The following is a 24,031-nucleotide window of genomic DNA, read 5'->3' as shown; positions in this document are numbered from 1 at the left end:
TATGGCTCAAATGACAATGATCCAAGCGATTACTGATGCGATGCGCGTAGAAATGAAGCGCGACGAGAAAGTACTTCTCTTCGGAGAAGACGTTGGTAAAAACGGTGGGGTCTTCCGTGCGACGGAAGGACTTCAAGATGAGTTCGGCGAAGACCGTGTCTTCGATACGCCACTCGCTGAGTCGGGTATCGGTGGTCTTGCAATCGGTCTTGGTCTCACAGGCTTCCGTCCAATCATGGAAGTTCAGTTCTTCGGATTCGTTTTCGAAGTCTTCGACTCGGTTGCTGCTCAAATGGCACGTATGCGTTACCGTTCAGGCGGCGCTTACAGCCAACCGGTTACAATCCGTTCACCATTCGGTGGCGGTGTTAAAACACCAGAACTTCACGCGGACAGCCTTGAAGGCTTGATGGCTCAGACACCTGGTCTTAAAGTCGTCATCCCGTCAACGCCTTACGATGCTAAAGGTCTTTTGATCGCATCGATCCGTGACAACGACCCAGTCGTATTCCTCGAGCACATGAAACTTTACCGTTCATTCCGTGGCGAAGTTCCTGAAGGCGACTACACGATCGAGCTTGGAAAAGCAGACGTGAAGCGCGAAGGAACTGACGTTTCGATCATCACTTACGGTGCAATGGTCCACACGTCACTCAAAGCGGCAGAAGAGCTTGAGAAAGAAGACATCAACGTCGAAGTCATCGACCTTATGACAGTTAGCCCGCTTGATATCGACACAATCGTAGAATCAGTCAAAAAGACTGGTCGCGCCATCGTCGTTCAAGAAGCACAACGTCAAGCAGGTATTGCGGCAAACGTCGTAACTGAAATTCAAGAACGCGCAATTCTTCACCTCGAGGCACCAGTGCTTCGTGTAACTGCACCAGACACGGTCTTCGCTTTCGCACAAGGGGAAGACGCATGGTTACCTGACCATAAAGATGTCGTTGCAAAAGTTAAGGAAGTTATCAACTTCTGATCGTGTTCAAGTAACGATGAGGGAGAATTGTCTCCCTCGTTGTGTTTACATGATGAATTGATGGGAGGAAAAACCAGTGGCAGTATTTGAATTTAAATTACCAGACATCGGTGAAGGAATTCACGAAGGTGAAATCGTCAAGTGGTTCGTAAAAGCAGGGGACACAGTAAAAGAAGATGACATTCTTCTTGAAGTTCAAAACGACAAAGCCGTCGTTGAAATCCCTGCTCCAGTTGATGGAACAGTTAAAGACGTTAAAGTCTCTGAAGGTACAGTTGCGGTCGTCGGTGACGTCCTCATCACGTTCGATATCGAAGGTGACGCGCCAGCAGGCGAAGAGGAAGCAGCTCCTGAACAGCCAAAAGCTGAAGAGAAGACGGAAGACGTGAAAGAAGACGTAAAAGAAGACGGCCCGCGTGAAGTACAACTTCACAAATCGGAGCGCGTCATCGCTATGCCTTCAATCCGCAAGTACGCTCGTGAAAAAGGCGTCGACATCCGTGAAGTCAAAGGTTCTGGCGACAACGGCCGCATCTTGAAAGAAGACATCGATGCATTCGCAAACGGTGAAGCACCAACAGCCGAAGCTACAACAGAGAAAACAGAATCTGTTGCTCCAGCAGCAGCTGCTAAAACGGAAATCAAGCCTTACGAGTCAGCGACGCCTGAACTCGAAACGCGTGAGAAAATCCGTGGAATCCGTAAAGCGATCTCGAAAGCAATGGTCAACTCGAAGCATACAGCTCCACACGTTACACTCATGGACGAAGTCGACGTCACGAAACTAGTCGCACTCCGTAAAGAGTTCAAACAAGTGGCTGCTGAACAAGGCGTGAAACTCACGTACTTGCCATTCGTCGTTAAAGCATTGACAGCTGCAGCGAAAGCTTACCCAGCCATCAACGCATCAATCGATGATGTCAACGAAGAGATCGTCTACAAAAACTACTACAACATCGGTATCGCTGCCGATACGGACAACGGTCTCGTTGTTCCTGTCGTCAAAGAAGCGGACCGTAAGTCAATCTACGCACTCGCTACAAACATCAATGAGCTTGCCGGTAAAGCACGTGAAGGCAAACTTGCTGGGGACGACATGAAAGGCGGATCGATCACAATCACGAACATCGGTTCTGCTGGCGGACAATGGTTCACACCTGTCATCAACCACCCAGAAGTTGCGATTCTCGGTATCGGCCGTATCGCTGAAAAAGCTGTCGTTAAAGACGGTGAGATCGTCGCGGCACCAGTCCTCGCCCTCTCATTCAGCTTTGACCACCGCCTCATCGACGGTGCGACTGCTCAAAACGCACTCAACATGGTGAAACGCTTGCTTCAAGATCCAGCACTTCTAATGATGGAGGGATAAGAACATGGTAGTAGGAGAATTCGCACAAGAAACTGATTTGCTTGTCATCGGCGCCGGTCCTGGTGGATACGTCGCAGCCATTCGTGGCGCACAACTTGGCCTCAAAGTCACAATCGTCGAAAAAGGTAACTTTGGTGGCGTTTGCTTGAACGTCGGTTGTATCCCATCAAAAGCGTTGATCACGGCTGGTCACAACTTCCAGCACGCAAAAGGTCACTCGTCAATGGGGATTACGTCTGACAACGTATCAGTCGACTTCACAAAAGTCCAAGACTGGAAACAGTCGGTCGTCAACAAATTGACTGGCGGCGTCAAAGGCCTTTTGAAAGGTAACAAGATTGACATCGTTCAAGGTGAGGCTTTCTTCGCATCTGAAGACACAGTTCGTGTTATCACAGAAGACAGCTCGACTCCTTACAAGTTCAAAAAAGCGATCATCGCGACTGGTTCGACACCAATCGAGATCCCATCGTTCAAATGGTCAAAACGCGTCCTTTCTTCAACTGGCGCATTGGCTCTTCCTGAAGTACCGAAGAAACTTGTCGTCATCGGCGGCGGTTACATCGGTATGGAGCTTGGCACAGCGTACGCGAACTTCGATACAGAAGTCGTCGTCGTTGAAGGCGCAAGCGACATCTTGTCTGGCTTCGAGCCGCAAATGACGCAAATCGTCAAGAAGAAACTCAAACAAAAAGGTAACGTCACGATTCACACGAACGCTCTTGCAAAAGGCGTCGAGGAAACAGAAGACGGCGTAACAGTTAAGTTTGAAGTGAATGGCGAAGAGCAGTCTGTTGAAGCGGACTACGTCCTCGTCACAGTCGGCCGTCGTCCAAACACTGGCGACATCGGTCTCGAAAACGCGGAAGTTAAAATCAGCGACCGCGGCATCATCGAAATCGACGACCAGTGCAAGACGTCGAACGAAAACATCTACGCAATCGGCGACATCGTACCAGGACCACCGCTCGCGCACAAAGCTTCTTACGAAGCGAAAGTTGCAGCGGAGGCAGCTGCCGGTAAGCCAGCATACCTCGACTACTCAGCAATCCCAGCGGTCGTCTTCACTGACCCTGAACTTGCAACAGTCGGTTACACAGAGCCACTCGCAAAAGAAGAAGGACTTGAGATCACTGTATCGAAATTCCCATTCGCAGCGAACGGCCGTGCCCTCGCTCTCGACGAGCCAGACGGCTTCATGAAGCTCATCACGCGTAAAGAGGACGGTCTCTTGATCGGTGCTCAAATCGCGGGTACAGGTGCTTCAGATATGATTGCCGAGCTTGGTCTCGCCATCGAAGCAGGCATGACTGCAGAAGATATCGCGCTTACAATCCACGCTCACCCATCACTCGGTGAGATGGCAATGGAAGCGGCAGAAATCGCAATGGGTATGCCAATCCACGTCGTTAAATAAGTCAAAAGCTCTCTCGCTTACTCGCGAGAGAGCTTTTTCACGTAATGAACGGTCCGTTCGACTTCTTGAAAGCCAATCCGTTCATGGAATTGTTGGCTGCCGACGTTTTCGATTTCCGTATCTGAAGCGAGCTCGTCGCATCCTTTCGACCGGGCGAACGCGGAGGCCGCTTCGACGAGGCGTGTCGCCACGTCCTGCTGCCGCGCGGCTTCGACGACGTAAATCCCTTCTATAAACGCGGTCGGGGAGGTGGAGGTGCCAGGGACATAGTCATGACGGAAGCTGAGCTGACAAAATCCGACCGGTTCATCCGTTTCCGCGATAAAATAGTGCATCTTGCCGGAGCGGATCCCGAGCCGGACCTCAGGGGTCAGTTCAGCAACGGGGGCGTCTGGCCATAGTTGTCGCATGAGAGCTACCAGGACAAGGCAATCTTGTTCATTCGCTTTTCGAATCTTCATCAGTCGTCCTCCTTATGTTTCGTACGTTCAGTATAAAGGAAAATAAAGAATGAAGTGAGAAAGGAGGGAACGATGATGGCGTTCGATGAAGAATTGTTATACACCGTCTCTGAGACGAGCCGCGTCCGATTCACGGGGATCGAGACAGAGACGTCACGTTATGATTTCGGTTTTGTGTACACACATCAATTTATGGGGAAAGTGCTCGTCGTCTGCATGCAGACCGGACAGTCTGCCCTTCTTGACGTCCATGCGCTCGAAGAACCGAGACAGCTCTATCCGATGCTCGGCATCGCCTTGCGAGACACCGGACACGTCGCCGAGTTTTTACGCCTTTGTCTAACTGAAAATGAGACTGAATCCAACCAAACTGAAAATTCACCCCTTGAAAAAATGTAAGCGTTTTCTTATAATGGAACGTAGGGGAAGCAATTCGATCATCATAAGCCACCTTTTCTTCTGATGACACAAAGCGAGCCGGTCCATTGGACCGGCTCGCTTTCGTCTTAGCGGATAGCTTTTGTTTGTTGGATGACTTTAATCATTTGGAGCGACTCGTCTTCTAGACCTTGGACCGGTAGACCGGCCTCGATGTTGGCCATAATATATTCGAGCGTCGATGTCGTGATGAGCTCTCCCGGAATAATGATTGGGATTCCTGGTGGATACACCATGATGAACTCGGCCGAGATGCGTCCGACGGCGTTCTCGAGTGGAATCGTCTCCGTTTCCTCGTAGAAGGCGTCACGCGGGCTGAGCGCGAGTGGCGGGATCTCAGGGAGCATGATCGACAACGAATCGTTTCCAGACTGGTCGTAGACCGATACTACGTCACGCATCCCGTCAATCAACGCTTGAATCGTCGACTCGTCGTCGGCGCTCGTCACGATGAACAAGACGTTCAACAGATCTGACATCTCGACTTCGATGCGGTGCGTCTCGCGCAAGTACTTCTCGACTTCAAAGCCGGTGATCCCGAGCTCGCGGACCGAGACGAGGATTTTCGTCTCGTCGAGCGCGTACGTCGACTCTGAATGGAGTTCGGCGTGACCGTAGACCGACAAGTGCGGCATGTTGTCGATGGCCGTACGAGCCGTACGTGCGAGCGTGAGGGCACGTTCGTTCATCGCCTCTCCTTTTGTCGCCAATTGGCGACGGGCCGCATCGAGCGACGCGAGGAGGAGGTAAGACGTCGATGTCGTCGTGATCATCGAGAGCATCGCGTGAATCCGTTCTGGTGAGACGAGTCCGCGGCGGACGTTCAAAATGGAACTCCCAGTCATCGAGCCGCCGAGTTTGTGCACACTCGTTGCCGCGACGTCCGCGCCGGCCTGCATCGCCGAGAGCGGGAGTTCGTCGTGGAACGGCAAGTGGACACCGTGTGCCTCATCGACGAGGACAGGTACGTCTTGGGCATGGGCGACGGCGACGATCCGTTCTAAATCACCAGCGATCCCGAAGTAAGTCGGGTTGATGACGAGGACGGCTTTCGTGTCAGGGTGCATCTCGAGGGCGCGTTCGACGGCACTTGCCGTGATTCCGTGGGCGATTCCGTATGTCTCATCATATTCAGGGTGAATGAAGACAGGGTGGGCCCCGGTCAAGACGAGCGCGGACATAACAGATTTATGGACGTTGCGCGGCACAATGATCTTCTCGTTTGGTCCGACGACGCCCATGATCATTGCCATGATGGCGCTTGATGTCCCTTGAACTGAGAAGAACGTCTCGTCGGCACGGAACGCTTCGGCTGCGAGGCGCTCGGCCTCGGCAATCGCCGCTTTCGGATGATGAAGGTCATCGAGCGGGGCGATGTTGATCAGGTCGATCTTCAAAGCGTTCTCGCCGATGAAGTCGCGGAACTCAGGGTCCATTCCTTTCCCGCCTTTATGGCCTGGGATGTGGAATGCGATTGGATTCGTGTCCACGTGCGTGAGCAACGTGTCAAAGAGCGGTGTCTCGAGCTGTGTAGCACCTTTAAGTTTCAATAGTAAGTCCTCCTTGATAGCAGTGTGTATATGGGTTGTCGGTTTAAGTTCAATCTCATGTCATTTTAGACGTTTCGTTTTGACGGTTTGTCAAATTAAGCGCAACACTTCCTCCGCGAAGGCCTCGTGTGCGGTCTTCCAGCCGAGACATTTCCTCGGCCGCCCGTTGATCTTGGCGAGCGCGTCCACGATCTCTCCCTGGCCGACCGTCGCGAAGTCCGATCCTTTCGGGAAGAACTCGCGCAGGAGGCCGTTGGCGTTCTCGTTGCTGCCGCGCTGCCAGGACGAGTACGGGTCGGCGAAGTACATCGGCACGCCGAGCGATGCCCGGACGCGCTCGTGACAGCTGAACTCCTTGCCCCGGTCCGTCGTCGCCGTCCTGAACGTGCCCGCCGGGAAGGCGGCGTGGACCGTGTGGATCGCTTCCTCCATCGAGGCCGCGCTACGGTCCGTGATCGGCAGCGCGAGGTAGAACCGGCTCTTGCGCTCGACGAACGTGGCGACGCAGGCCTTCGATTTCCCGCGCCCGGAGACGACGGTGTCGAGCTCCCAGTGCCCGAACGTTTGGCGCCCCCTGACCTCCGAAGGCCGTTTCGAGATGGACAGCCCGACATTGAATCGCCCGCGTGTCTCCACCGGTTTCCGGCGCTTGCCCTTCTGACGGAGCACGGTCGTCGGCACGTCGATCAAACCCACATAGATCCATCGATAGATGGTCGAGAAGGCGATCCTGCCGCTGAAGAGCCGCCCCACGATCTGTTCCGGGGACCAGGTCGCCCGCAGTTTCTCGATGATCGTCAGACGCATCATGTCGTCGAGCTTCGTCTTGGCGCCGCAGTTCGCTTTCGCCCTCACGTAGCGTTCCTGTGCACGGTCCGACTTGTACCCGGGGTTCCGTCTGATCTCCCGCGAGACGGTCGAGGGCTGTCGCCCGAGCCGTCTCGCGATGGACCGTACGGACATCCCGAGCTCCAGATAGGTCTCTATTTTCACGCGTTCGGCTGTGGTAAGATGGGTGTAGCTCATAGCGATTCCTCCGTCTGAATGTTTGTGTGGTAACTTCATTCTACACGAGGCCGTCGCTATGGGCTTTTTTGCGTTCACGTTCAGGTGTTGCACTTAATTTTATAATTCATCTTTTAAAAAACAATGCAACAAAAAAACTATAGTGATTTCTATCCCAACTTGCAATAGTTTTTTTTGTTGATACAATGGTTGTCGAGGTGAAGAATATGCAAATCAACTATCCGATTAATCCGGACTGGACGACGGATGAGCTCATAGAAGTCGTCGAGTTCTATAATCAAGTCGCCCTTGCCAATGAAGGCGGTGTCGACCGCGAAACGTTTTTGGATGCGTATCGGTCGTTCAAACAAATCGTGACATCGAAATCAGAAGAAAAACAACTGAGCGCCGTGCACGACGAACAGACCGGATACTCTACCTATCGTACGGTCCAAGCGGCCCTAAAATCAAATGCAAAGATTATAAAATTGTAACTGCTGGAAAGCATGGGAGAACAGAACAGTTTTCTTATGCTTTTTTTGTTATTTGTCTTTTAAATAGGGTACATATTATTAACAGTTATTTCAGGTTTAGCGTCAGTTGAAATGGGAATATACTCACTAAGATAAAAAATTCAAAATAGTCAGACAATTTTCTTTCCTTTTTGAATCTCATCTGATATACTCAATTCAACTCACTAAACCGTAACTTGTAGCCCAACTAAAGGAGTGTGGCATCTCATGAAACAAGTGATCGAGGCATTCAAAAGAAAAGACGCAGAAAAACGGATTCCGGTGCTGCGCTTAGAGATTGATTATGAATTGGCAACTCTCTTCGATGCGATGGCGTCACAAGACGATGCCACTGTCCAGGCTAGCAAGCATCGGTTAGAGAAATATCGCCAAGAACTTTTGCGTCTCGAAGCCTGACCCACAACCACTCATTCAACCAGTATTCCATGCGGATACTGGTTTTTGTTTGGTACAATACATAATAGAGGTGATAAACATGTTGGAATGGTTCGCGATTGACTTGATTAAACAAGCAGGGGAATATATTCGGCAAAAAATCGATGAGAGCTATCGCATCGAACGAAAGACAGGTAAAGGGGATTTGGTCACAGAAATCGATCGAGCCGTCGAACAGTTGATTGTCGACCGTATCCGTGAAACGTATCCCGAGCATCACATCATCGGGGAAGAAGGGATCTCGACAGGGCCGGATGACTTGTCCGGAACGGTCTGGTTTGTCGATCCGATCGATGGGACGTTGAACTTCATCCATCAGAAGCGCATGTTCGCCATCTCAGTGGCCGTCATGATCGATGGGGTCGTCGAATACGGCTTCGTCTATGATGTGATGGCGGATGAGCTGTTCGTGGCACGTCGCGGCGTTGGGACGACGCTGAACGGTCGTAAGCTTCCGGCCATCCAAGAACATCATGTCCGTGACGCCTTCCTGAGCATGAACGCGACTTGGGTCACACCGAATCAGCAGATCGCTCCGGAAGTACTCGCCCCAATCGTGCGCGACTCGGTCGGCACGCGGGCCCATGGCGCCGCGTCACTCGAACTCGCGTGGCTCGCCGCGGGTCGGGTCGACGGGTACATCACGATGCGGAATATGCCGTGGGATTATGCGGCTGGAAAACTGCTCGTCGAGGAAGTCGGAGGCAGAGTCGTCTCAATTTACGGGGAACCGGTCCGTTATGACGGGAAGACGTCGGTCCTTGCCGGTAGCGAGACGTTCGTCAAAGATGTCGTCAAACACTATGTCATCGCCAAAGGAGTGGCGCCGGAAGTGAGACCTGATCTTCAGATTGGGATCAACGGCTCCTACGACCGTGTCCGGGACTTGCTCGTCTTGGCCAATCCGAATGAGGCGATGGTGCGTGAGCAGTATGAAGCGGGAGAGACATATGAAGCGACGCTCGGCGGAGAACGCGTCGGAGCGTATATGTTGGTGCGGCGCAGTGAAACGCTGCTCGAGCTCGTCAATATCGCCGTCAAGCCGGAGCGGCAAAACCAGACGATCGGACAACGGCTGCTCCAAGACGCGATTCGTCGGGCCGAGCAAAGCGGTGCGAAGCAGATGCTCGTCTGTACGGGCAACTCGAGCATCGTCCAGTTGCGATTTTATCAACAAGCTGGCTTCCGCTTCGACTCGGTCGAGCGCGACTACTTCCCGAGCCATGGTTATCCGCCAATCGAAGAGGACGGGCTCGCCTTGCGTGACCGCATCTGTCTGACACGCGACTTATAAGCGTGTCAGACAGAAGGACAAGCTCATAAACAAGGCCCGGGCGCAGCGCCCGGGCCTTCTGTTATGGACGTCGGTCAGAGAGGACGCGACGGCGTAAGTTGATACCGAAGAACGTGGCGATGCCGCTCAAGGCGAGACTGCCGATGATGATGGCGGCACTTCCTTCGGCCACCCCAATTCCGATGCCGACGAAACCGGCGACGACCGCGGTCGCGATTAAAACGAACATGAGTTGCATGGAGATTCCCCCTTTTTCTCTAGTCTTCTTTATTGTAGTCAAAAATGATGCGTTTGGAAACGTTAACAGTTGATAACACTCGACAAAGGTGGTGGGACGTGTGCTATACTCTTAAAGTTGAATAAAAGATGAAACTTTTTTAAATAAGAGAGGACTAACTACATGAATGTAAGAACTAACCTTCGGAACGTAGCCATCATCGCCCACGTTGACCATGGTAAAACAACGCTCGTCGATGAATTATTGAAACAGTCTGGTACATTCCGGACAAACGAAATGGTCGCAGAACGCGCCATGGACTCGAACGACATCGAACGTGAACGCGGAATCACGATTCTCGCTAAAAACACGGCAATCGATTATAAAGATACACGCATCAACATTGTTGATACACCAGGTCACGCCGATTTCGGTGGTGAAGTTGAGCGGATCATGCGTATGGTTGACGGCGTTATCCTCGTTGTCGATGCACGTGAAGGCTGCATGCCGCAAACGCGTTTCGTATTGAAGAAAGCACTCGACCAAGGTCTCCGTCCAATCGTTGTCGTTAACAAAATCGACAAGCCGATGGTACGCCCACTCGACGTCGTCGACGAAGTTGTCGACTTGTTGATCGACCTTGGAGCAGATGAAGATCAACTTGAATTCCCTGTCGTCTATACGTCTGCTGTCAGCGGTTCAAGTTCGTTCGATCCTGATCCAGAGAAGCAAGAAGATACAATCACGTACGTGCTCGACACGATTCTTGAGAACACACCGGCACCAATCGATAACTCGGATGAGCCGCTTCAGTTCCAAGTCACGATGCTCGACTACGACAACTACCTCGGCCGAATCGGTGTCGGTCGCGTCTTCCGTGGGAAAATCAAAGTTGGCGAATCAGTGTCACTTTGCAAAACAGACGGATCAATCAAACAATTGCGCGTCACTAAATTGTTCGGTTACTTCGGCCTCAAACGTGTTGAAATCGAAGAAGCCAAAGCTGGTGACTTGATCGCCATCGCCGGGATGGAAGACATCAACGTCGGTGAGACGGTCACGCCAGTCGGTAAAGAAGAGCCACTTCCGCTTCTCCGCATCGATGAGCCAACACTTCAAATGCGTTTCATGACAAACAACTCACCGTTCGCAGGACGCGAAGGCGATTTCGTGACGGCACGTAAAATCGAAGAGCGTTTGATGAAACAACTCGAGACGGACGTTTCACTCCGTGTCGAGAACACTGATTCACCTGACCAATGGGTCGTTTCAGGCCGCGGTGAGCTTCACCTCGGGATCTTGATCGAGAACATGCGTCGTGAGGGCTACGAACTTCAAGTTTCGAAACCACAAGTTATCATCCGTGAAGACGAAGATGGTACGAAAATCGAACCGTTCGAGCGCGTCATCGTTGACGTCCCAGAAGAGTACACGGGTTCAGTCATGGAATCAATCGGTCTCCGTAAAGGTGAACTTGCCAACATGAACACGAACGACAATGGTCAAACACGTATGGAATTCATCGTTCCTTCACGTGGCCTCATCGGATATCGTAACGAGTTCTTGTCAGCGACACGCGGATACGGAATCTTGAACCACACGTTCGAAGAGTACCGTCCGTTCATCTCTGCTGACATCGGCGGCCGCCGCAGCGGTGTCATGGTTTGTATCGAACCTGGTAAGTCGACGGCTTACTCGATCGGTGCCCTTGAAGACCGTGGAACGATCTTCATCGAGCCAGGTGTAGAAGTATACGAGGGAATGATAATCGGTGAATGTAACCGCGACGTCGACCTCGCGATCAACGCTGTCAAAGGCAAACAGTTGACGAACATGCGTGCTTCAGCAAAAGACTCGACACAAGTCTTGAAACGTCCACGTGTCTTCTCACTCGAAGAGTCGCTCACGTTCTTGAACGATGACGAGTACTGTGAAATCACGCCGGAGTCAATCCGTCTCCGTAAAAAAGTCTTGAACAAGAACGAACGCGAGAAAGCTGACAAACGTCGTAAACTTGGTAAAGAATAAGTCAGAAAAAAAGGGAGCGCCTAGGCGTTCCCTTTTGTTTTGGATAGTGTAGAATGGTTGTGAAGGAAATAAAGGGGGATTATCAGCTTGAAAGCTTCTCAAACGATGGACATCACACAAATCGATGTGCCGTGGATTGCCTCGCTACTTGGCGTCGGCAGTGACGCGAACGACTTCTCGGTCGGGTTTAACGCCTTGATCATCACGGTCATCTTATTGACGATACTCGTGTTTAAATTAGGTTTTGCCAAACAATTGACATGGTGGAAGTCGCTCGTCGTCTATATGTTGCTCGCACTTGGGGCAGGCACGATGGCGCTCGTCTTCTTCACATGGCCGATTCCAGAAGTTCTCCTTGTCATGGCTGTCGTCTTGGCGATTTACCGGGGCCGCCTTTGGTGGAACCGTCGACAAGGCGTCGAATCACACTGAAAAAATGGACGTTTCGCCCGAGGGCGAAACGTCCATTTTTGATTACCATCTCCGTTTTTGACGGAACGATGGATATAGGTGGAATTGGCCGGTCGCGGCACGCTCCGCGGTTCGCGCGGTGATGCGTTCTTGACACGTCTGGCACATGTACGTTTTAGCAGGTTTATTACGAAGTCGTTTCGCTTCGAACGACCACGAATCAATCGTATCGATTTTGTCACAAAGAGAGCACTTTACGCGCATGGTCTCACCTTCCTCTTCGTTGATTATAGCATGATTTCAGGAGAGAAAAGCAGGGAAAGAGGTTTGTAAGGGCGAATCCATTTCGTATACCCGTTCGGGAGGAGGGGAGTATATGGCGAGCAAAGCCGCGTTCGAACTCTCAAAGGCACAACAAGGTACGTTGAATGATATGCCATTGACATTTTTAACCACATTTGACGAACCGAAACGGTGGCCGATCACCCATGCCATCAGCTGGGTGCAAGCGCCGAATGAAGTAACGATACGTTTCGCCTTGACGAAAAATTCGCATTTGATCACGTTGCTTGGGAATGAACGGACCGCAAGTCTCATCTTTATAGAAGGAGGCCTGGCTTACAGTGTGGCCTTGTCGCATGTGGCCGAGTTCGAGCCAAGCGTGAAGCCGGGATTGCACCTTTGCTTTTTTGAAGGGCACGTTGAAGAAGTCCGTAACGTCTCCTTTTACGGGGCGACATATGGACAACCGGACATCGTCAAGACGTACGATGTCGAAGCAGCAGAAAAGCTGGACCGTGAAGTCAAGGAGAGTTTGAATTCTTGATCACCATCCTATTTTCGAGGGGCGGCAAAGTCTATGAAAAAAACGTATGTGCTCGATACGAACGTACTCTTACACGATCCACTATCCTTGTTCCAATTCGATGAGCACGATGTCGTCATCCCCGCCATCGTATTAGAAGAGCTTGACGGCAAAAAACGCAATATGGACGAGGTCGGACGTAACGCCCGTGAGACGGCGCGTGTACTCGACCAACTCCGCACGACCGGGAAACTGCATGACGGGGTGCCGCTCGAGAATGGCGGTCACTTGTTTGTCGAGATCGGCCATGAACATACCGTCGATTTCCCGTTCGACGTCATGACGAACGATAACCGCATTTTGACCGTGGCGCTCGCCCTGATGAAACAATACGAGCACGACCGGACCCGTAAAGTCGTCGTCGTCTCGAAAGATATACTTGTTCGCGTCAAGGCGGACGCGATCGGTATTGAAGCCGAAGACTATTTGACCGACCATATCGTCGATACGACGAACCTATATGCCGGCTACCGGGAGATCGAGGTCGATCAAGCCGTCATCGATGAATTTTACAAAGTCCGGCAGCTGCCGCTGTCTGCGTTGACGAAAAATCAACTGTACCCGAATTCATTCGTCGTTTTAAAAAGCAACGTCTCGAAAGCGAGCGCAGTCGCGGTCGTCGATGCGCTGCAACCGATCCTTCGTCCGCTCTCCCTAGACGTCGAACACGTTTGGGGCATCCATCCGCGCAACGTCCAACAGCGGATGGCACTCGACTTGTTGCTTCGTGACGATATCCCGTTCGTGACGTTGCTCGGGAAAGCCGGAACCGGGAAGACACTTCTCGCGCTCGCGGCCGGGTTGTCTCTCGTGGAAGACGAGCGTCGTTTCAATAAGCTTGTCGTCGCCCGTCCGGTCGTCCCAATGGGGAACGATATCGGCTACTTGCCGGGGGAGATGGAAGAGAAGCTGCGGCCTTGGATGCAACCGATTTACGATAACTTAGAGTTTTTGTTTAATGCCAATTCGAAAGACGAGCTCGGGAACATCTTGGCCGGCATCAAATCGATTCAGCTCGAGGCGCTCACGTATATCCGTGGCCGCAGCATGCCGGACCAGTTCATCATCATCGATGAGGCCCAGAACTTGACGAAACACGAGATCAAGACGATCCTGACCCGCGTCGGGGAGAATTCGAAAATCGTCCTCGTCGGCGACCCGTATCAAATCGATCACCCATATTTGGATGAATATTCGAACGGTCTCACGTACGCCGTCGAACGGTTCAAAGGGCAAAACGTATTCGGCCACGTCCAACTCATCAAAGGGGAGCGCTCGTCGCTCGCCCGGTTGGCAGCCGATTTACTATAACGAAAAACGCCGAGCGGCTGCTCGGCGTTTATTTCGTATTCGGATGAAGTGCCACTTGCACGTTCGATTTTTCGAGCAAGGCGTTCGTCAACATGATCAAACCGGTCACGATGAAGAGGGCGGAGAAGCCGAAATGCGCGACGACTTGAGACCCGAACAACGGTCCGAGCAGGTTACCCATGAACTGGGCCGACTGATTATAAGAGAAGATGCGCCCGGCCGCTCGGCTCGGCGTGTGTTGTCGCAAAAGCGACTGCACGGACGGCATGAGCGCCGCGGTGGCAAAACCGAGGCCGAATCGCAACACGACGAGTTGCGTCGTCGACGTCACGAACGCCTGTGGAATCAAGAAGGCACTATAGACGATGAGCGCCCAAAACAAGATGCGTTCAGCCCCGTACCGGTCCGATAGCCGCCCGAGCCGCTGTGCGGAAATGAGCGCGGCCACACCCGGTGCCGAGGCGACGATGCCGGCGATAAAGGCGAGCGATGTCGTATACGGGTTCAATTCCCGGACATACAGTGTCAGTAACGGACCGACCGACTGCGTCGAGAAGGTGATTAAAAACGTCGTTAAAAAGAGACTTAAGATCAGTTGCGGATGGCGGAGGGAGGCGATGATCGATTTGGTCGAATCTAGCCGTTCGCGCGCCACCGGGACGAAGTCCTCTTTGACGAACACGAGTGTGATGATGAACGTGATAAATAGGGCACTGCCGGTCAAGAGAAAAACGGGTCGAAGCCCAATCCAGTCGGCGAGGAGTCCTCCAATCAATGGACCGAGGAGTCCGCCGGTGATGCCACCGGTCGACAAGGTACCGAGCGCCCAGCCACTTTTCTCTTTTGGCGTTTGTGAAGCGACGAGGGTGATCCCTGCCGAGATGAACCCGGAGACGGCACCCATGAGGAGCCGAAGCCCGACGAGTTGATACACGTCTTGGACGAAACTGATGAGCGTCATCACGACAGCCATGCCGAGACTTGCCCGAATGAGCATCAGTTTGCGGCCTTTTTGGTCGGCGAGCCTTCCCCAGAGCGGGGAGACGATGGCGGCCACGAGGAATGTGGCCCCGAAAGCGACGGCTGACCAGGTGACGACGTGATCGGGATTCGTGACCCCCAGCTCTTCGATAAATAAGGGGAGGAACGGTAAGACGAGGCTCATCGAGGCCGCCGTCAAAAAGCTACCGATCCAAACGATGATTAAGTTTTTCTTCCATAAAGGATACGTAAGCGTCACGACCTTTCAAACATGAAGTTTTTCCATAACCTATATGTTACACTTTGTGAAGTAAAAAGTCCAAAAAAATGAGAAGGCGCTATGGCCTTCTCGATCAAGCTTCTGTTCGCACTGCGATATGGTGGACGCCGCGCAAAACTTGCTGATTATGCAAGACGTATACCGGGCCGTCCGTGAGCACTTTCCCGTCCTTCGAGAACTGTAGATAGACGGTGCGCGCCTCATCGATTGGTAGCGTGAGCACCGATTCCCCATAAAAGCTGACGTGTGTCGCCGTAGCGATTGGTTCAGCGTTTTGCAGGAACGGAGCGAACGGCATCGCGAACGAGTCGCGAAGCGCCGCGTCTTTATCGGCCCGAGTCATCGGTTTATTGTGGTCGACACGTGTCCCTTGTGTCAAGCCGTCGTCCCATGCCTTCCCCATCTTGGCATAATACGCTTCATTATCATTCTCAACCGCGCGGTCGAGTTCCTCGATGTTCCGCTTGCGGTCGTCGAAAATCCATACGGTCGGGTCGATCGTCAACGCGTGACGAACCGCTCCGTCTAGTGGAAAAATCATTGATACGCCCCCTTTATTCACGATACACTGTACATTATACAGCTCTTCCGGGGAAAAAGGGAAACTGCGAGAAACTCGTAGTGAATCCAGACTGTTCATTGAATTATGATGAAATATAATGTACAGTTGAGTTATGACAAACAGTCTGTCATTGTACGGAGGAGGGGTCGTAGTGGCGACAAATTTGGCTGCAGTCCAACGGGAGCAAGCGCTTCAACTATTAGAGGCAGACGCTGAAAAAATCCGTTGTTTGATTGAAGTGCAGTTAGAAAACCTAAAAATGCCGAAGTGCCCGCTTTATGAAGAGGTGCTTGATACACATATGTTCGGTCTATCACGCCAAATTGATTTTGCGGTCCGTCTTGGACTCATTTCAGACATTGAAGGTAAAGGACTGCTCGATTCATTGGAACAAAAGCTGTCCGCCCTCGCGGAAGCTTCAGATTTATGAACCTTATACTCAAACTGTGCAAGCGGCGCTGTTTGAGTATTTTTTTATAATGGGTCAAGGATTGTTGTACATAAGGAAGTGAAAACATGAAAACTCGGTTTCGGTACTTTGATTTCTCACTGTTCATTGCGGTGCTCATGCTTGTCGGAATCAGCTCGATCATGATTTACAGTGCGAGCGTATGGAATCGCGGGGATTACGCGAACAGCGGTTTGTTCTATCGGCAACTCTTCTACGCTGGACTCGGGATTGTCGTCTATTTGATTGCGACGATGTTCCGCTATGAGAACTTTCGAAAACCAAATATTTTGTACGGCCTCTATTTCGTATCGGTCGTGCTCTTGTTCATCACGTGGGCGATGATACCGCTCAACGGGGCGCGGGCGTGGCTCATCATTGGCGGATTCACGATGCAACCGGTCGAGATCGCCAAGTTCGTGTTGATTTTATTGCTCGCGAACTATTATCACCAGCTGTGGAACAATGAACTGAAAGGGTTGCCGGGACGACTCGGCCGAGCCGCGATCACGAAAAAAGGATTACGGGCCCAAGCCGGTGCCTTCTTCGTGATTCCGGTCATCTACTTCTTTCTCCCGTATGCGATTGCCATCAACGGCCAACCGGATATGGGGGGGTTGTTCGTTCTCGGCGCCATCATGTTCCTCATGTGGCTCGCTGTCGGGGCGCCGCTCCGAATCATCATCCCGTCGGTGCTCGCTGGGATTGGGGCCGTCTATTTGATGTTCACGACCATCTTCTCGGAAAACCAGCGCAGTCGAATCGAAGTCGTCTTCAATCCGTTCATGGACCCTGAAGGCTATGGTCACCAATTGCTCATGTCGATCATCTCGATTGTACATGGTGGGTTGACCGGTGTCGGTCTCGGCAACAGTTATCAGAAGTATGGGTATCTGCCCGAACCGGAGACGGACTACATCATGTCCATCATCGCGGAAGAGCTCGGTTTTGTCGGTGTCGTCGTCGTCCTCGTCCTGCTCTTTTTCATCGCGTTCCGCGCCGTCAATATCGCTAACCATAGCGATAGTCACTTCGCGATGTTCGTTTCATTCGGCATCGCTGCCCAAATCATGGTCCAAACCGGGATCAATATCGGGGCGATGTCGGGCTGGTTCCCGGGGACGGGGGTCACGCTTCCGCTCGTCAGTTACGGCGGGACGTCACTCATCATGACGATGGGCATTCTCGGAGTGCTCAGCAGCATCTCGATGCGAAACCGGCACCGGGAAGCGACAAGACGGGCTGAGATTCGTGAGAAGTCAGCCGAAAACGTGCAAGGTTCATCGTTACATGTTGTCAGGTAAGAAGGTTCGAACTACTTAAATGGGGGGATTTATGTTGAAACCAATTAGCAAATTACTTGTAGCCAACCGTGGAGAAATCGCCATTCGTGTATTTAGGGCAGCCACTGAACTAGGAATGCGCACAGTCGCCGTTTATTCACAAGAAGACAGCGGCTCGTTACACCGCTTTAAAGCGGACGAGGCATATTTGATCGGTCTCGATAAAAAGCCGATTGACGCCTATCTCGATATCGAGGACGTGATTCGAATCGCGAAACAGTCGGGGGCTGACGCGATTCACCCAGGATACGGTTTCTTATCTGAGAACATCGAGCTCGCACGTCGTTGCCGCGAAGAAGGTATCATCTTCGTCGGTCCGAATGAATCGCATCTTCATGCGTTCGGGGATAAAGTTCGGGCCCGTCAAAGTGCGATCGCGGCCGGACTCCCGGTCATTCCAGGTTCAAACGGACCGCTCACATCATACGAAGACGCGCTCGAGTTTGCGAACGAGCACGGGTTCCCACTCATGGTCAAAGCGGCGATGGGCGGAGGCGGCCGCGGGATGCGTGTCATCCGTACGGAAGCCGAGATGAAAGATTTGATTGAACGTGCCAAGTCAGAGGCGAAGCAAGCGTTCGGTTCAGACGAAGTGTACATAGAAAAATTAGTGGAGCGTCCAAAACATATCGAGGTTCAGATTCTCGGGGACGATCACGGTAACATCATTCATTTGTTCGAACGTGACTGTTCGGTCCAACGTCGACATCAAAAAGTCGTCGAGGTCGCACCGTGTGTGACGTTGTCTGAGGAATCGCGCCAAGCGATTTGTGACGCGGCGGTTAAGCTCATGCGCCACGTCGGCTACATCAACGCCGGGACGGTCGAGTTCCTCGTCACGGAAGACGAGTCGTTCTACTTCATCGAGGTCAACCCGCGCATCCAAGTCGAGCACACGATCACAGAGATGGTGACCGGCTTCGATATCGTGCAGACCCAGCTCATGATCGCGCAAGGCGAGTCGCTCCACGGCGACGTCATCCATATGCCGAAACAAGAAGACATCAAATTGCTCGGTTACGCGATCCAGTCACGTGTCACGTCAGAAGACCCGGGCAACAACTTTATGCCGGACACGGGCAAAATTATGGCGTACCGCTCTCCGGGCGGCTTCGGGGTCCGACTCGACGGCGGGAACGCTTACGTCGGGGCCGAGATTTCACCGTATTATGACTCGCTTCTCGTGAAGCTGTCGACACACGGCATGACGTTCGAACAGGCGGCTTCGAAAATGGTCCGTAACTTGAACGAGTTCCGGATTCGCGGCATCAAGACGAACATTCCGTTCTTGATTAACGTGATGAAGCACCAGAACTTCATCAGCGGTGACTACAACACGTCGTTCATCGACGAGACGCCAGAACTGTTCGTCTTCCCGAAACGGAAAGACCGTGGAACGAAGTTGCTCAACTATATCGGCGACGTCACCGTGAATGGATTCCCGGGTGTCGGATTGAAAGATAAGCCGATTAGCCGCTCGGTCCGGATTCCGCAAGACCTTCCGGCTGAAGCCAAACCAGGTACGAAACAGATTTTGACGGAGCTCGGTCCGGACGGCCTTGCCGATTGGATCAAACGTCAACCTGAACTGTTGTTGACGGATACGACGATGCGAGACGCGCACCAGTCGCTTCTTGCGACGCGGATGCGGACACAAGACATCGTCAATATCGCCGAACCGACGAGTAAACTCATGCCAGAGCTATTCTCGGTCGAGGCATGGGGCGGGGCCACGTTCGACGTCGCCTATCGTTTCCTCTCGGAAGACCCATGGGTTCGCCTCATGCGGCTCCGCGAGAAGATGCCGAACGTCTTGATTCAAATGTTGCTTCGCGGCGCGAATGCGGTCGGGTATAAAAACTATGCCGACAACGTCATCGAACAGTTCGTCCATGAGGCGGCCTATGCGGGTGTCGACGTGTTCCGGATCTTCGACAGCTTGAACAACCTCGAGTCGATTCAACTTGCGATCGACGCGACGTTACCGACAGGAAAAGTCGCGGAAGCGGCCGTTTGTTATACAGGCGACCTGTACGATGGCAACCGTCCGAAGTACCACTTGCCGTACTATGTCGATTTGGCGAAGAAACTCGAAGCGAGCGGGGCCCACATCCTTGCCATCAAGGACATGGCCGGTCTGCTCAAGCCAGAGTCGGCATACGCGCTCGTCTCAGCCTTGAAAGATGCCGTCGATTTGCCGATCCACTTGCACACGCATGACGCTTCCGGCAACGGAATCTTCACGTATGCCCGGGCGACGGATGCGGGCGTCGACATCGTCGACGTGGCTGCGAGCTCGATGTCAGGCATGACGTCACAACCTTCAGGCGGCAGCTTGATTTATGCGCTCGATCACCATGAACGTCAACCGAAAATCGATGCGAAGCATTACGAGGTCATCAGCGACTACTGGCAAGACGTGCGTCATAACTATGAGCCGTTCGAAAGCGACATGCGTGCTTCGAACCCATCGGTTTATGAGCATGAGATGCCGGGCGGTCAGTATTCAAACTTGCAACAACAAGCGAAAGCGGTCGGGTTAGGCGACCGTTGGAGCGAAGTGAAGGCGATGTACGCCCGCGTCAACATGTTGTTCGGCGATATCGTCAAAGTGACGCCGTCGTCAAAAGTTGTCGGGGACATGGCACTGTTCATGGTCCAACATAACTTGAACGAACAAGATGTGGTCGAGCGGGGTCACCAACTCGACTTCCCAGACTCGGTCGTCGAAATGATGCGCGGTGAGCTCGGAACGCCTCCAGGCGGATTCCCGACAGACGTGCAACAAGCCATCTTGAAAGGCGAAAAACCGCTCGACGTACGTCCGGGTAAACTGATCGAACCGTATGATTTCAAGGCGGCGCAGACGAAGTTGTTCGAGAAGCTCGAGCGCCCGGTGACGGACTTCGAACTGCTCTCGAACGCGTTGTATCCGAAAGTGTTCGAGGATTACGTCACCCATTCGACGACGTATGGCGATGTATCCGTCCTCGACACGTTAACGTTCTTCTACGGCTTGAACGTCGGAGAGACGATTCAAGTCGAGATCGAGACCGGGAAGACGCTCATCATCAAACTCGTTCAAATCAGTGCGGCGAACGAGGACGGTATCCGTCTTGTCTCGTATGAGATGAACGGGGTACCGCGTGAAATCGAAATCAAAGACGTGAACGTGAAGTCGGCGACGACGAGCCGACCGAAAGTTGATCGGACGAACCCGAAACAAGTCGGTGCTTCGATGCCGGGATCGGTGTTGAAAGTGCTCGTCGAACCTGGTAGCCGTGTCCATCGCGGGGAACAGCTCCTCGTCACGGAAGCGATGAAGATGGAGACGACGGTCCAAGCCGCGCAAGACGGAGAAGTCAAAGCGGTCCATATTAAAGAAGGCGACACAATCCAAAGTGACGACTTATTGATTGAGTTTGTATAATGGAAAGAAGCATAGCGCGGCTATGCTTCTTTTTTAGATAGGAGTGGGAGAGATGAGACGAGTCTGTTGGTTTCGATCGGATTTTCGATTGACTGATAATCATATGTTACACCGGGTATTGAAAGACGCTGCTTCAGGCGATGAATTGGAGTTCGTCTTTTGGCTCAATCCGAACTATTGCGAGCCGTTCGAGACGCGGCACGATTACTTTTTCGCGACGATGCGACAATTTATGGGTGAGCTCAAGGAGAACGGCCTCGGCCTGCGTGTCATCGTCGCCGACACGGCCGAAGTGTTCGTCGAAGCGCTCGGTCAGTTTGACACGCTATACTTTAACGCCGAGTATATTGAACCGTTCAAGCAGCGCGACGATGCCGTCATCGAGGCGCTCGGGCAAGACGTCAAAGTCATCCGTCTGCTCGATCGGCATTTGTTTGCCCCGAACGCGTTCACGAAAAAAGACGGCGACCCTTACAAAGTGTATACGCCGTTCAAAAAGGCGGCCTACGCCGAAACGCCGCCCGCACCGTATGATGTCGATGTGACAGCGCTGAAGCAACTCGTCGCGACCGAACATGTCGTGCCTGCTGAATTGCGGCGTCAGTTCGACCGGTGCGAGCGTTCGTGGAAAGCGCTCGGAGAAGCGGCCGCGAAACGACGCTTGCATGATTTTGTCGCCAACCGGATCGACGCCTACGATGAGGACCGCGATATCCCGGCGATCGCCGGTACGAGCCGGCTCTCTCCATATCTACGGACCGGGGTGTTGTCGATCCGCACCGTGGCGGAAGCGGTGCTGTCGGCGCCGAAATCGAGCGGACGCGACACGTTTTACGATGAGCTGTTATGGCGCGAATTTTATTATATGATCATGGTTCAATTCCCGGGACTGAAAGACCGTCCGTTCAACGATAAATATAAGCATCTCGACTGGGAATACGATGCCGAGAACTTTCAGGCGTGGTGTGAGGGGAAGACGGGTTACCCGATCGTCGACGCGGCGATGCGGCAACTGAACGAGACAGGTTGGATGCACAACCGGCTTCGGATGATCGTCGCCTCGTTCTTATCGAAACATTTACTGATCGACTGGCGAAAAGGGGAACGCTATTTCGAACAGAAATTGATCGATTATGAGGCAGCCTCGAATATTGGCGGCTGGCAATGGGCCGCCTCGGTCGGGACGGATGCGGTTCCGTACTTCCGCATCTTCAATCCGACGACGCAATCCGAGAAGTTTGATACCGAAGGGACGTTCATTCGGAAGTATGTGCCTGAACTCGCCGACCTCGACAAAAAGTCGATTCACTTTCCCGACCTCAGCGAGCGGGACGGATACGTCGACCCAATCGTCGACCATAAGGAAGCGCGGGCCCGAGCGCTCGAACGGTTCAAGGATGCACAGTAAATAGGCATAGAAAAAAGGAGCGATGAACGTCGCTCCTTTTCGTGTGTTCGATTAAACTGATTTTTGTCGAGCGGACGCGGTCGTCTGCTTCTGACTCCGATACGCATGATATGCCAAATACGAGACAATCCCGAAATAGCAGGTAATCAAGAACGCGTGGAGGAGCGGCACGTATGTGGCATGTCCCCCAAGGACAATCCACGCCCCCGTGCCGACTTGGAGCAAGATGAAGAACAAGGACGCCCACATCCCGGTCTCGACGAGTCGATTCGTCTCCCGTCGCGCCAAGTACAACACGTACAGCGTATAGAAGACGAGCAGTCCCGCCATGATCCGGTGTCCCATTTGGACGTACGACTCGAACGTCCAGACGTTCTGGTCACAGATCGGCCAGCCCACGCACGCATACGTCGCGCCGAGGTGACGGACATAAGCACCCGTGTAGACGACGACCATCGTATAGATCGTCAAGCCGTAAAGGTGAATCTTCAACCGTTCGGAGACGGCCCGATGCAGACGTTCTCCTTCGAACAAGAGAATCGTCAAAATGAGAAGCGACGCGAACGAGACGAGCGAGATGCCGAAGTGGAGCGCGAGAATCGCGTCCGACTGTTGCCAGATGACGGCACCGGCGCCGATGATGGACTGGATGAGCATAAAGATGAACGCGAGGAACGCGAACACTTTGACGTCATAGCGGTTCTTGACGACCGCGAACGTCCAAACCGTCAATGCGATGATGAGGAGTCCTTCGATGCCGGAGACGACACGGTGACTGTACTCGATCATCGTCTCGACGCTCGGATTGGTCGGAATCAGTTTCCCGTGGCAGAGCGGCCAGTCTGTACCGCACCCGTCGCCGGAGTCGGTCTTCGTCACGGTTCCACCCATGATAAGAACAAGCATCATCCCGAGCGTGACGAGTGCTGAAAATAGTGCGAGTTTTTTATGCATTCGTTTCCACCTGCTTTTGAGAAAAATCACTAGAATTGTGCCTTGTCAGTTTATATTTTTTTCGCCATACTTATTATACGGCTTTACGTCGTAAAAACGAAACGGAAAAGCTTGCAATCGCTATCAAAATCGTTATTCTAGTATTAGCGTAGCGTTTTTACTGTGACAATTATCACACGTCTGTCACAAAAAACTAGCTATTTTACAAGCATAAACGACGTATTCTTTTTGAAAATATGGTATCTTTGTTATGAGTTAGGTGAACTTTGTTCATATTGTGTTTTTTCTGTGAAAAGAATACGAGGATTTCGT

Annotated in this window: 23 protein-coding genes; 15 read left to right on the top strand and 8 right to left on the bottom strand. The window is 52.5% G+C overall.

Annotation, left to right across the window (positions count from 1 at the left end; all coding sequences use genetic code 11):
* Position 1: 1 nt before the first annotated feature.
* The 3 genes from FED52_RS09220 to lpdA all read left to right on the top strand — a co-directional run bounded on the left by FED52_RS09220 (position 2) and on the right by lpdA (position 3,765).
* On the top strand, positions 2–979 hold the full coding sequence (locus FED52_RS09220; protein WP_034777010.1) for an alpha-ketoacid dehydrogenase subunit beta: 978 nt from the start codon (positions 2–4) through the stop codon (positions 977–979).
* A 76-nt stretch (positions 980–1,055) separates the two neighbouring features.
* A complete protein-coding gene (locus FED52_RS09215; RefSeq protein ID WP_138859671.1) occupies positions 1,056–2,348 on the top strand; it encodes a dihydrolipoamide acetyltransferase family protein in 1,293 nt (430 codons plus the stop codon).
* 4 nt (positions 2,349–2,352) lie between these two features.
* On the top strand, positions 2,353–3,765 hold the full coding sequence (gene lpdA / locus FED52_RS09210; protein WP_034777014.1) for a dihydrolipoyl dehydrogenase: 1,413 nt from the start codon (positions 2,353–2,355) through the stop codon (positions 3,763–3,765).
* 17 nt (positions 3,766–3,782) lie between these two features.
* Here lpdA and aac(6') read toward each other — a convergent pair whose 3' ends face one another.
* Positions 3,783–4,226: an aminoglycoside 6'-N-acetyltransferase gene (aac(6'), locus tag FED52_RS09205; RefSeq protein WP_138859670.1), complete on the bottom strand. Its 444-nt coding sequence runs from the start codon at positions 4,224–4,226 to the stop codon at positions 3,783–3,785.
* Between the two features lie 75 nt (positions 4,227–4,301).
* On the opposite strand from aac(6'), the gene FED52_RS09200 reads away from it, so the two are divergent.
* Positions 4,302–4,625 (top strand): DUF3055 domain-containing protein, encoded by a 324-nt coding sequence (locus FED52_RS09200; RefSeq protein WP_052090094.1) that lies wholly within the window; start codon positions 4,302–4,304, stop codon positions 4,623–4,625.
* Between the two features lie 107 nt (positions 4,626–4,732).
* On the opposite strand, the gene FED52_RS09195 is transcribed toward FED52_RS09200, so the two are convergent.
* Together FED52_RS09195 and FED52_RS09190 are read right to left on the bottom strand one after the other, a co-directional pair.
* Positions 4,733–6,214, bottom strand: coding sequence for an aminotransferase class I/II-fold pyridoxal phosphate-dependent enzyme (locus FED52_RS09195; RefSeq protein WP_138859669.1), 1,482 nt, complete (start codon positions 6,212–6,214; stop codon positions 4,733–4,735).
* Between the two features lie 90 nt (positions 6,215–6,304).
* Complete coding sequence (locus FED52_RS09190) at positions 6,305–7,240, bottom strand: IS30 family transposase (protein ID WP_138858923.1); 936 nt, start codon at positions 7,238–7,240, stop codon at positions 6,305–6,307.
* A gap of 206 nt (positions 7,241–7,446) precedes the next feature.
* On the opposite strand from FED52_RS09190, the gene FED52_RS09185 reads away from it, so the two are divergent.
* From FED52_RS09185 to FED52_RS09175, 3 genes are all read left to right on the top strand, one after another.
* The gene (locus tag FED52_RS09185; protein WP_034777021.1) at positions 7,447–7,713 is read left to right on the top strand and encodes a UPF0223 family protein; all 267 of its coding nucleotides are present in this window, start codon (positions 7,447–7,449) and stop codon (positions 7,711–7,713) included.
* 246 nt (positions 7,714–7,959) lie between these two features.
* Complete coding sequence (locus FED52_RS09180; protein WP_015881266.1) at positions 7,960–8,148, top strand: hypothetical protein; 189 nt, start codon at positions 7,960–7,962, stop codon at positions 8,146–8,148.
* 79 nt (positions 8,149–8,227) lie between these two features.
* Positions 8,228–9,481 carry an inositol monophosphatase family protein gene (locus tag FED52_RS09175; protein WP_138859668.1) on the top strand — a complete coding sequence of 418 codons (1,254 nt, stop codon included), beginning with the start codon at positions 8,228–8,230 and terminating at the stop codon, positions 9,479–9,481.
* A gap of 61 nt (positions 9,482–9,542) precedes the next feature.
* Here the strand turns inward: FED52_RS09175 and FED52_RS13875 are convergent, their stop codons facing one another.
* On the bottom strand, positions 9,543–9,719 hold the full coding sequence (locus tag FED52_RS13875) for a hypothetical protein (RefSeq protein WP_034777025.1): 177 nt from the start codon (positions 9,717–9,719) through the stop codon (positions 9,543–9,545).
* A gap of 162 nt (positions 9,720–9,881) precedes the next feature.
* Between FED52_RS13875 and typA the strand changes: the two genes are divergently transcribed.
* Positions 9,882–11,726 (top strand): translational GTPase TypA, encoded by a 1,845-nt coding sequence (gene typA / locus FED52_RS09170; RefSeq protein WP_138859667.1) that lies wholly within the window; start codon positions 9,882–9,884, stop codon positions 11,724–11,726.
* An 87-nt stretch (positions 11,727–11,813) separates the two neighbouring features.
* Complete coding sequence (locus tag FED52_RS09165; protein ID WP_232939276.1) at positions 11,814–12,158, top strand: YlaH-like family protein; 345 nt, start codon at positions 11,814–11,816, stop codon at positions 12,156–12,158.
* 42 nt (positions 12,159–12,200) lie between these two features.
* Here the strand turns inward: FED52_RS09165 and FED52_RS09160 are convergent, their stop codons facing one another.
* The gene (locus tag FED52_RS09160; RefSeq protein ID WP_021067006.1) at positions 12,201–12,401 is read right to left on the bottom strand and encodes a YlaI family protein; all 201 of its coding nucleotides are present in this window, start codon (positions 12,399–12,401) and stop codon (positions 12,201–12,203) included.
* A 112-nt stretch (positions 12,402–12,513) separates the two neighbouring features.
* On the opposite strand from FED52_RS09160, the gene FED52_RS09155 reads away from it, so the two are divergent.
* Positions 12,514–12,963, top strand: a complete 450-nt coding sequence (locus tag FED52_RS09155; protein ID WP_138859666.1) for a PNPOx family protein — start codon at positions 12,514–12,516, stop codon at positions 12,961–12,963.
* 33 nt (positions 12,964–12,996) lie between these two features.
* Complete coding sequence (locus FED52_RS09150) at positions 12,997–14,313, top strand: PhoH family protein (protein ID WP_138859665.1); 1,317 nt, start codon at positions 12,997–12,999, stop codon at positions 14,311–14,313.
* 28 nt (positions 14,314–14,341) lie between these two features.
* On the opposite strand, the gene FED52_RS09145 is transcribed toward FED52_RS09150, so the two are convergent.
* Together FED52_RS09145 and FED52_RS09140 are read right to left on the bottom strand one after the other, a co-directional pair.
* On the bottom strand, positions 14,342–15,553 hold the full coding sequence (locus FED52_RS09145; RefSeq protein WP_034777035.1) for a multidrug efflux MFS transporter: 1,212 nt from the start codon (positions 15,551–15,553) through the stop codon (positions 14,342–14,344).
* A 94-nt stretch (positions 15,554–15,647) separates the two neighbouring features.
* The gene (locus tag FED52_RS09140; protein ID WP_138859664.1) at positions 15,648–16,115 is read right to left on the bottom strand and encodes a hypothetical protein; all 468 of its coding nucleotides are present in this window, start codon (positions 16,113–16,115) and stop codon (positions 15,648–15,650) included.
* A 172-nt stretch (positions 16,116–16,287) separates the two neighbouring features.
* Between FED52_RS09140 and FED52_RS09135 the strand changes: the two genes are divergently transcribed.
* From FED52_RS09135 to FED52_RS09120, 4 genes are all read left to right on the top strand, one after another.
* Complete coding sequence (locus FED52_RS09135; protein ID WP_021067011.1) at positions 16,288–16,566, top strand: Fpa/YlaN family protein; 279 nt, start codon at positions 16,288–16,290, stop codon at positions 16,564–16,566.
* 86 nt (positions 16,567–16,652) lie between these two features.
* Complete coding sequence (locus tag FED52_RS09130) at positions 16,653–17,888, top strand: FtsW/RodA/SpoVE family cell cycle protein (RefSeq protein ID WP_138859663.1); 1,236 nt, start codon at positions 16,653–16,655, stop codon at positions 17,886–17,888.
* A 31-nt stretch (positions 17,889–17,919) separates the two neighbouring features.
* Positions 17,920–21,357, top strand: a complete 3,438-nt coding sequence (locus tag FED52_RS09125; RefSeq protein WP_138859662.1) for a pyruvate carboxylase — start codon at positions 17,920–17,922, stop codon at positions 21,355–21,357.
* Between the two features lie 52 nt (positions 21,358–21,409).
* Positions 21,410–22,765 carry a cryptochrome/photolyase family protein gene (locus FED52_RS09120; protein ID WP_138859661.1) on the top strand — a complete coding sequence of 452 codons (1,356 nt, stop codon included), beginning with the start codon at positions 21,410–21,412 and terminating at the stop codon, positions 22,763–22,765.
* Between the two features lie 51 nt (positions 22,766–22,816).
* Here FED52_RS09120 and FED52_RS09115 read toward each other — a convergent pair whose 3' ends face one another.
* Complete coding sequence (locus tag FED52_RS09115) at positions 22,817–23,719, bottom strand: COX15/CtaA family protein (protein WP_138859660.1); 903 nt, start codon at positions 23,717–23,719, stop codon at positions 22,817–22,819.
* Between the last annotated feature and the right edge of the window lie 312 nt (positions 23,720–24,031).

This window comes from Exiguobacterium mexicanum, from assembly GCF_005960665.1.
Classification (GTDB): Bacteria; Bacillota; Bacilli; order Exiguobacteriales; family Exiguobacteriaceae; genus Exiguobacterium; species Exiguobacterium mexicanum_A.
The sequence above is the reverse complement of the archived record's forward strand: the minus strand, read 5'-3'. Positions and strand labels throughout refer to the sequence as shown.

Coding starts and splice junctions, on each gene's coding strand:
- FED52_RS09220 (WP_034777010.1), top strand. CDS start 2: ATGGCTCAAATGACAATGATCCAAGCGATTACTGATGCGATGCGCGTA.
- lpdA (WP_034777014.1), top strand. CDS start 2,353: ATGGTAGTAGGAGAATTCGCACAAGAAACTGATTTGCTTGTCATCGGC.
- FED52_RS09200 (WP_052090094.1), top strand. CDS start 4,302: ATGGCGTTCGATGAAGAATTGTTATACACCGTCTCTGAGACGAGCCGC.
- FED52_RS09190 (WP_138858923.1), bottom strand. CDS start 7,240: ATGAGCTACACCCATCTTACCACAGCCGAACGCGTGAAAATAGAGACC.
- FED52_RS09185 (WP_034777021.1), top strand. CDS start 7,447: ATGCAAATCAACTATCCGATTAATCCGGACTGGACGACGGATGAGCTC.
- FED52_RS09180 (WP_015881266.1), top strand. CDS start 7,960: ATGAAACAAGTGATCGAGGCATTCAAAAGAAAAGACGCAGAAAAACGG.
- FED52_RS09175 (WP_138859668.1), top strand. CDS start 8,228: ATGTTGGAATGGTTCGCGATTGACTTGATTAAACAAGCAGGGGAATAT.
- FED52_RS13875 (WP_034777025.1), bottom strand. CDS start 9,719: ATGCAACTCATGTTCGTTTTAATCGCGACCGCGGTCGTCGCCGGTTTC.
- typA (WP_138859667.1), top strand. CDS start 9,882: ATGAATGTAAGAACTAACCTTCGGAACGTAGCCATCATCGCCCACGTT.
- FED52_RS09160 (WP_021067006.1), bottom strand. CDS start 12,401: ATGCGCGTAAAGTGCTCTCTTTGTGACAAAATCGATACGATTGATTCG.
- FED52_RS09155 (WP_138859666.1), top strand. CDS start 12,514: ATGGCGAGCAAAGCCGCGTTCGAACTCTCAAAGGCACAACAAGGTACG.
- FED52_RS09150 (WP_138859665.1), top strand. CDS start 12,997: ATGAAAAAAACGTATGTGCTCGATACGAACGTACTCTTACACGATCCA.
- FED52_RS09140 (WP_138859664.1), bottom strand. CDS start 16,115: ATGATTTTTCCACTAGACGGAGCGGTTCGTCACGCGTTGACGATCGAC.
- FED52_RS09130 (WP_138859663.1), top strand. CDS start 16,653: ATGAAAACTCGGTTTCGGTACTTTGATTTCTCACTGTTCATTGCGGTG.
- FED52_RS09125 (WP_138859662.1), top strand. CDS start 17,920: ATGTTGAAACCAATTAGCAAATTACTTGTAGCCAACCGTGGAGAAATC.
- FED52_RS09120 (WP_138859661.1), top strand. CDS start 21,410: ATGAGACGAGTCTGTTGGTTTCGATCGGATTTTCGATTGACTGATAAT.
- FED52_RS09115 (WP_138859660.1), bottom strand. CDS start 23,719: ATGCATAAAAAACTCGCACTATTTTCAGCACTCGTCACGCTCGGGATG.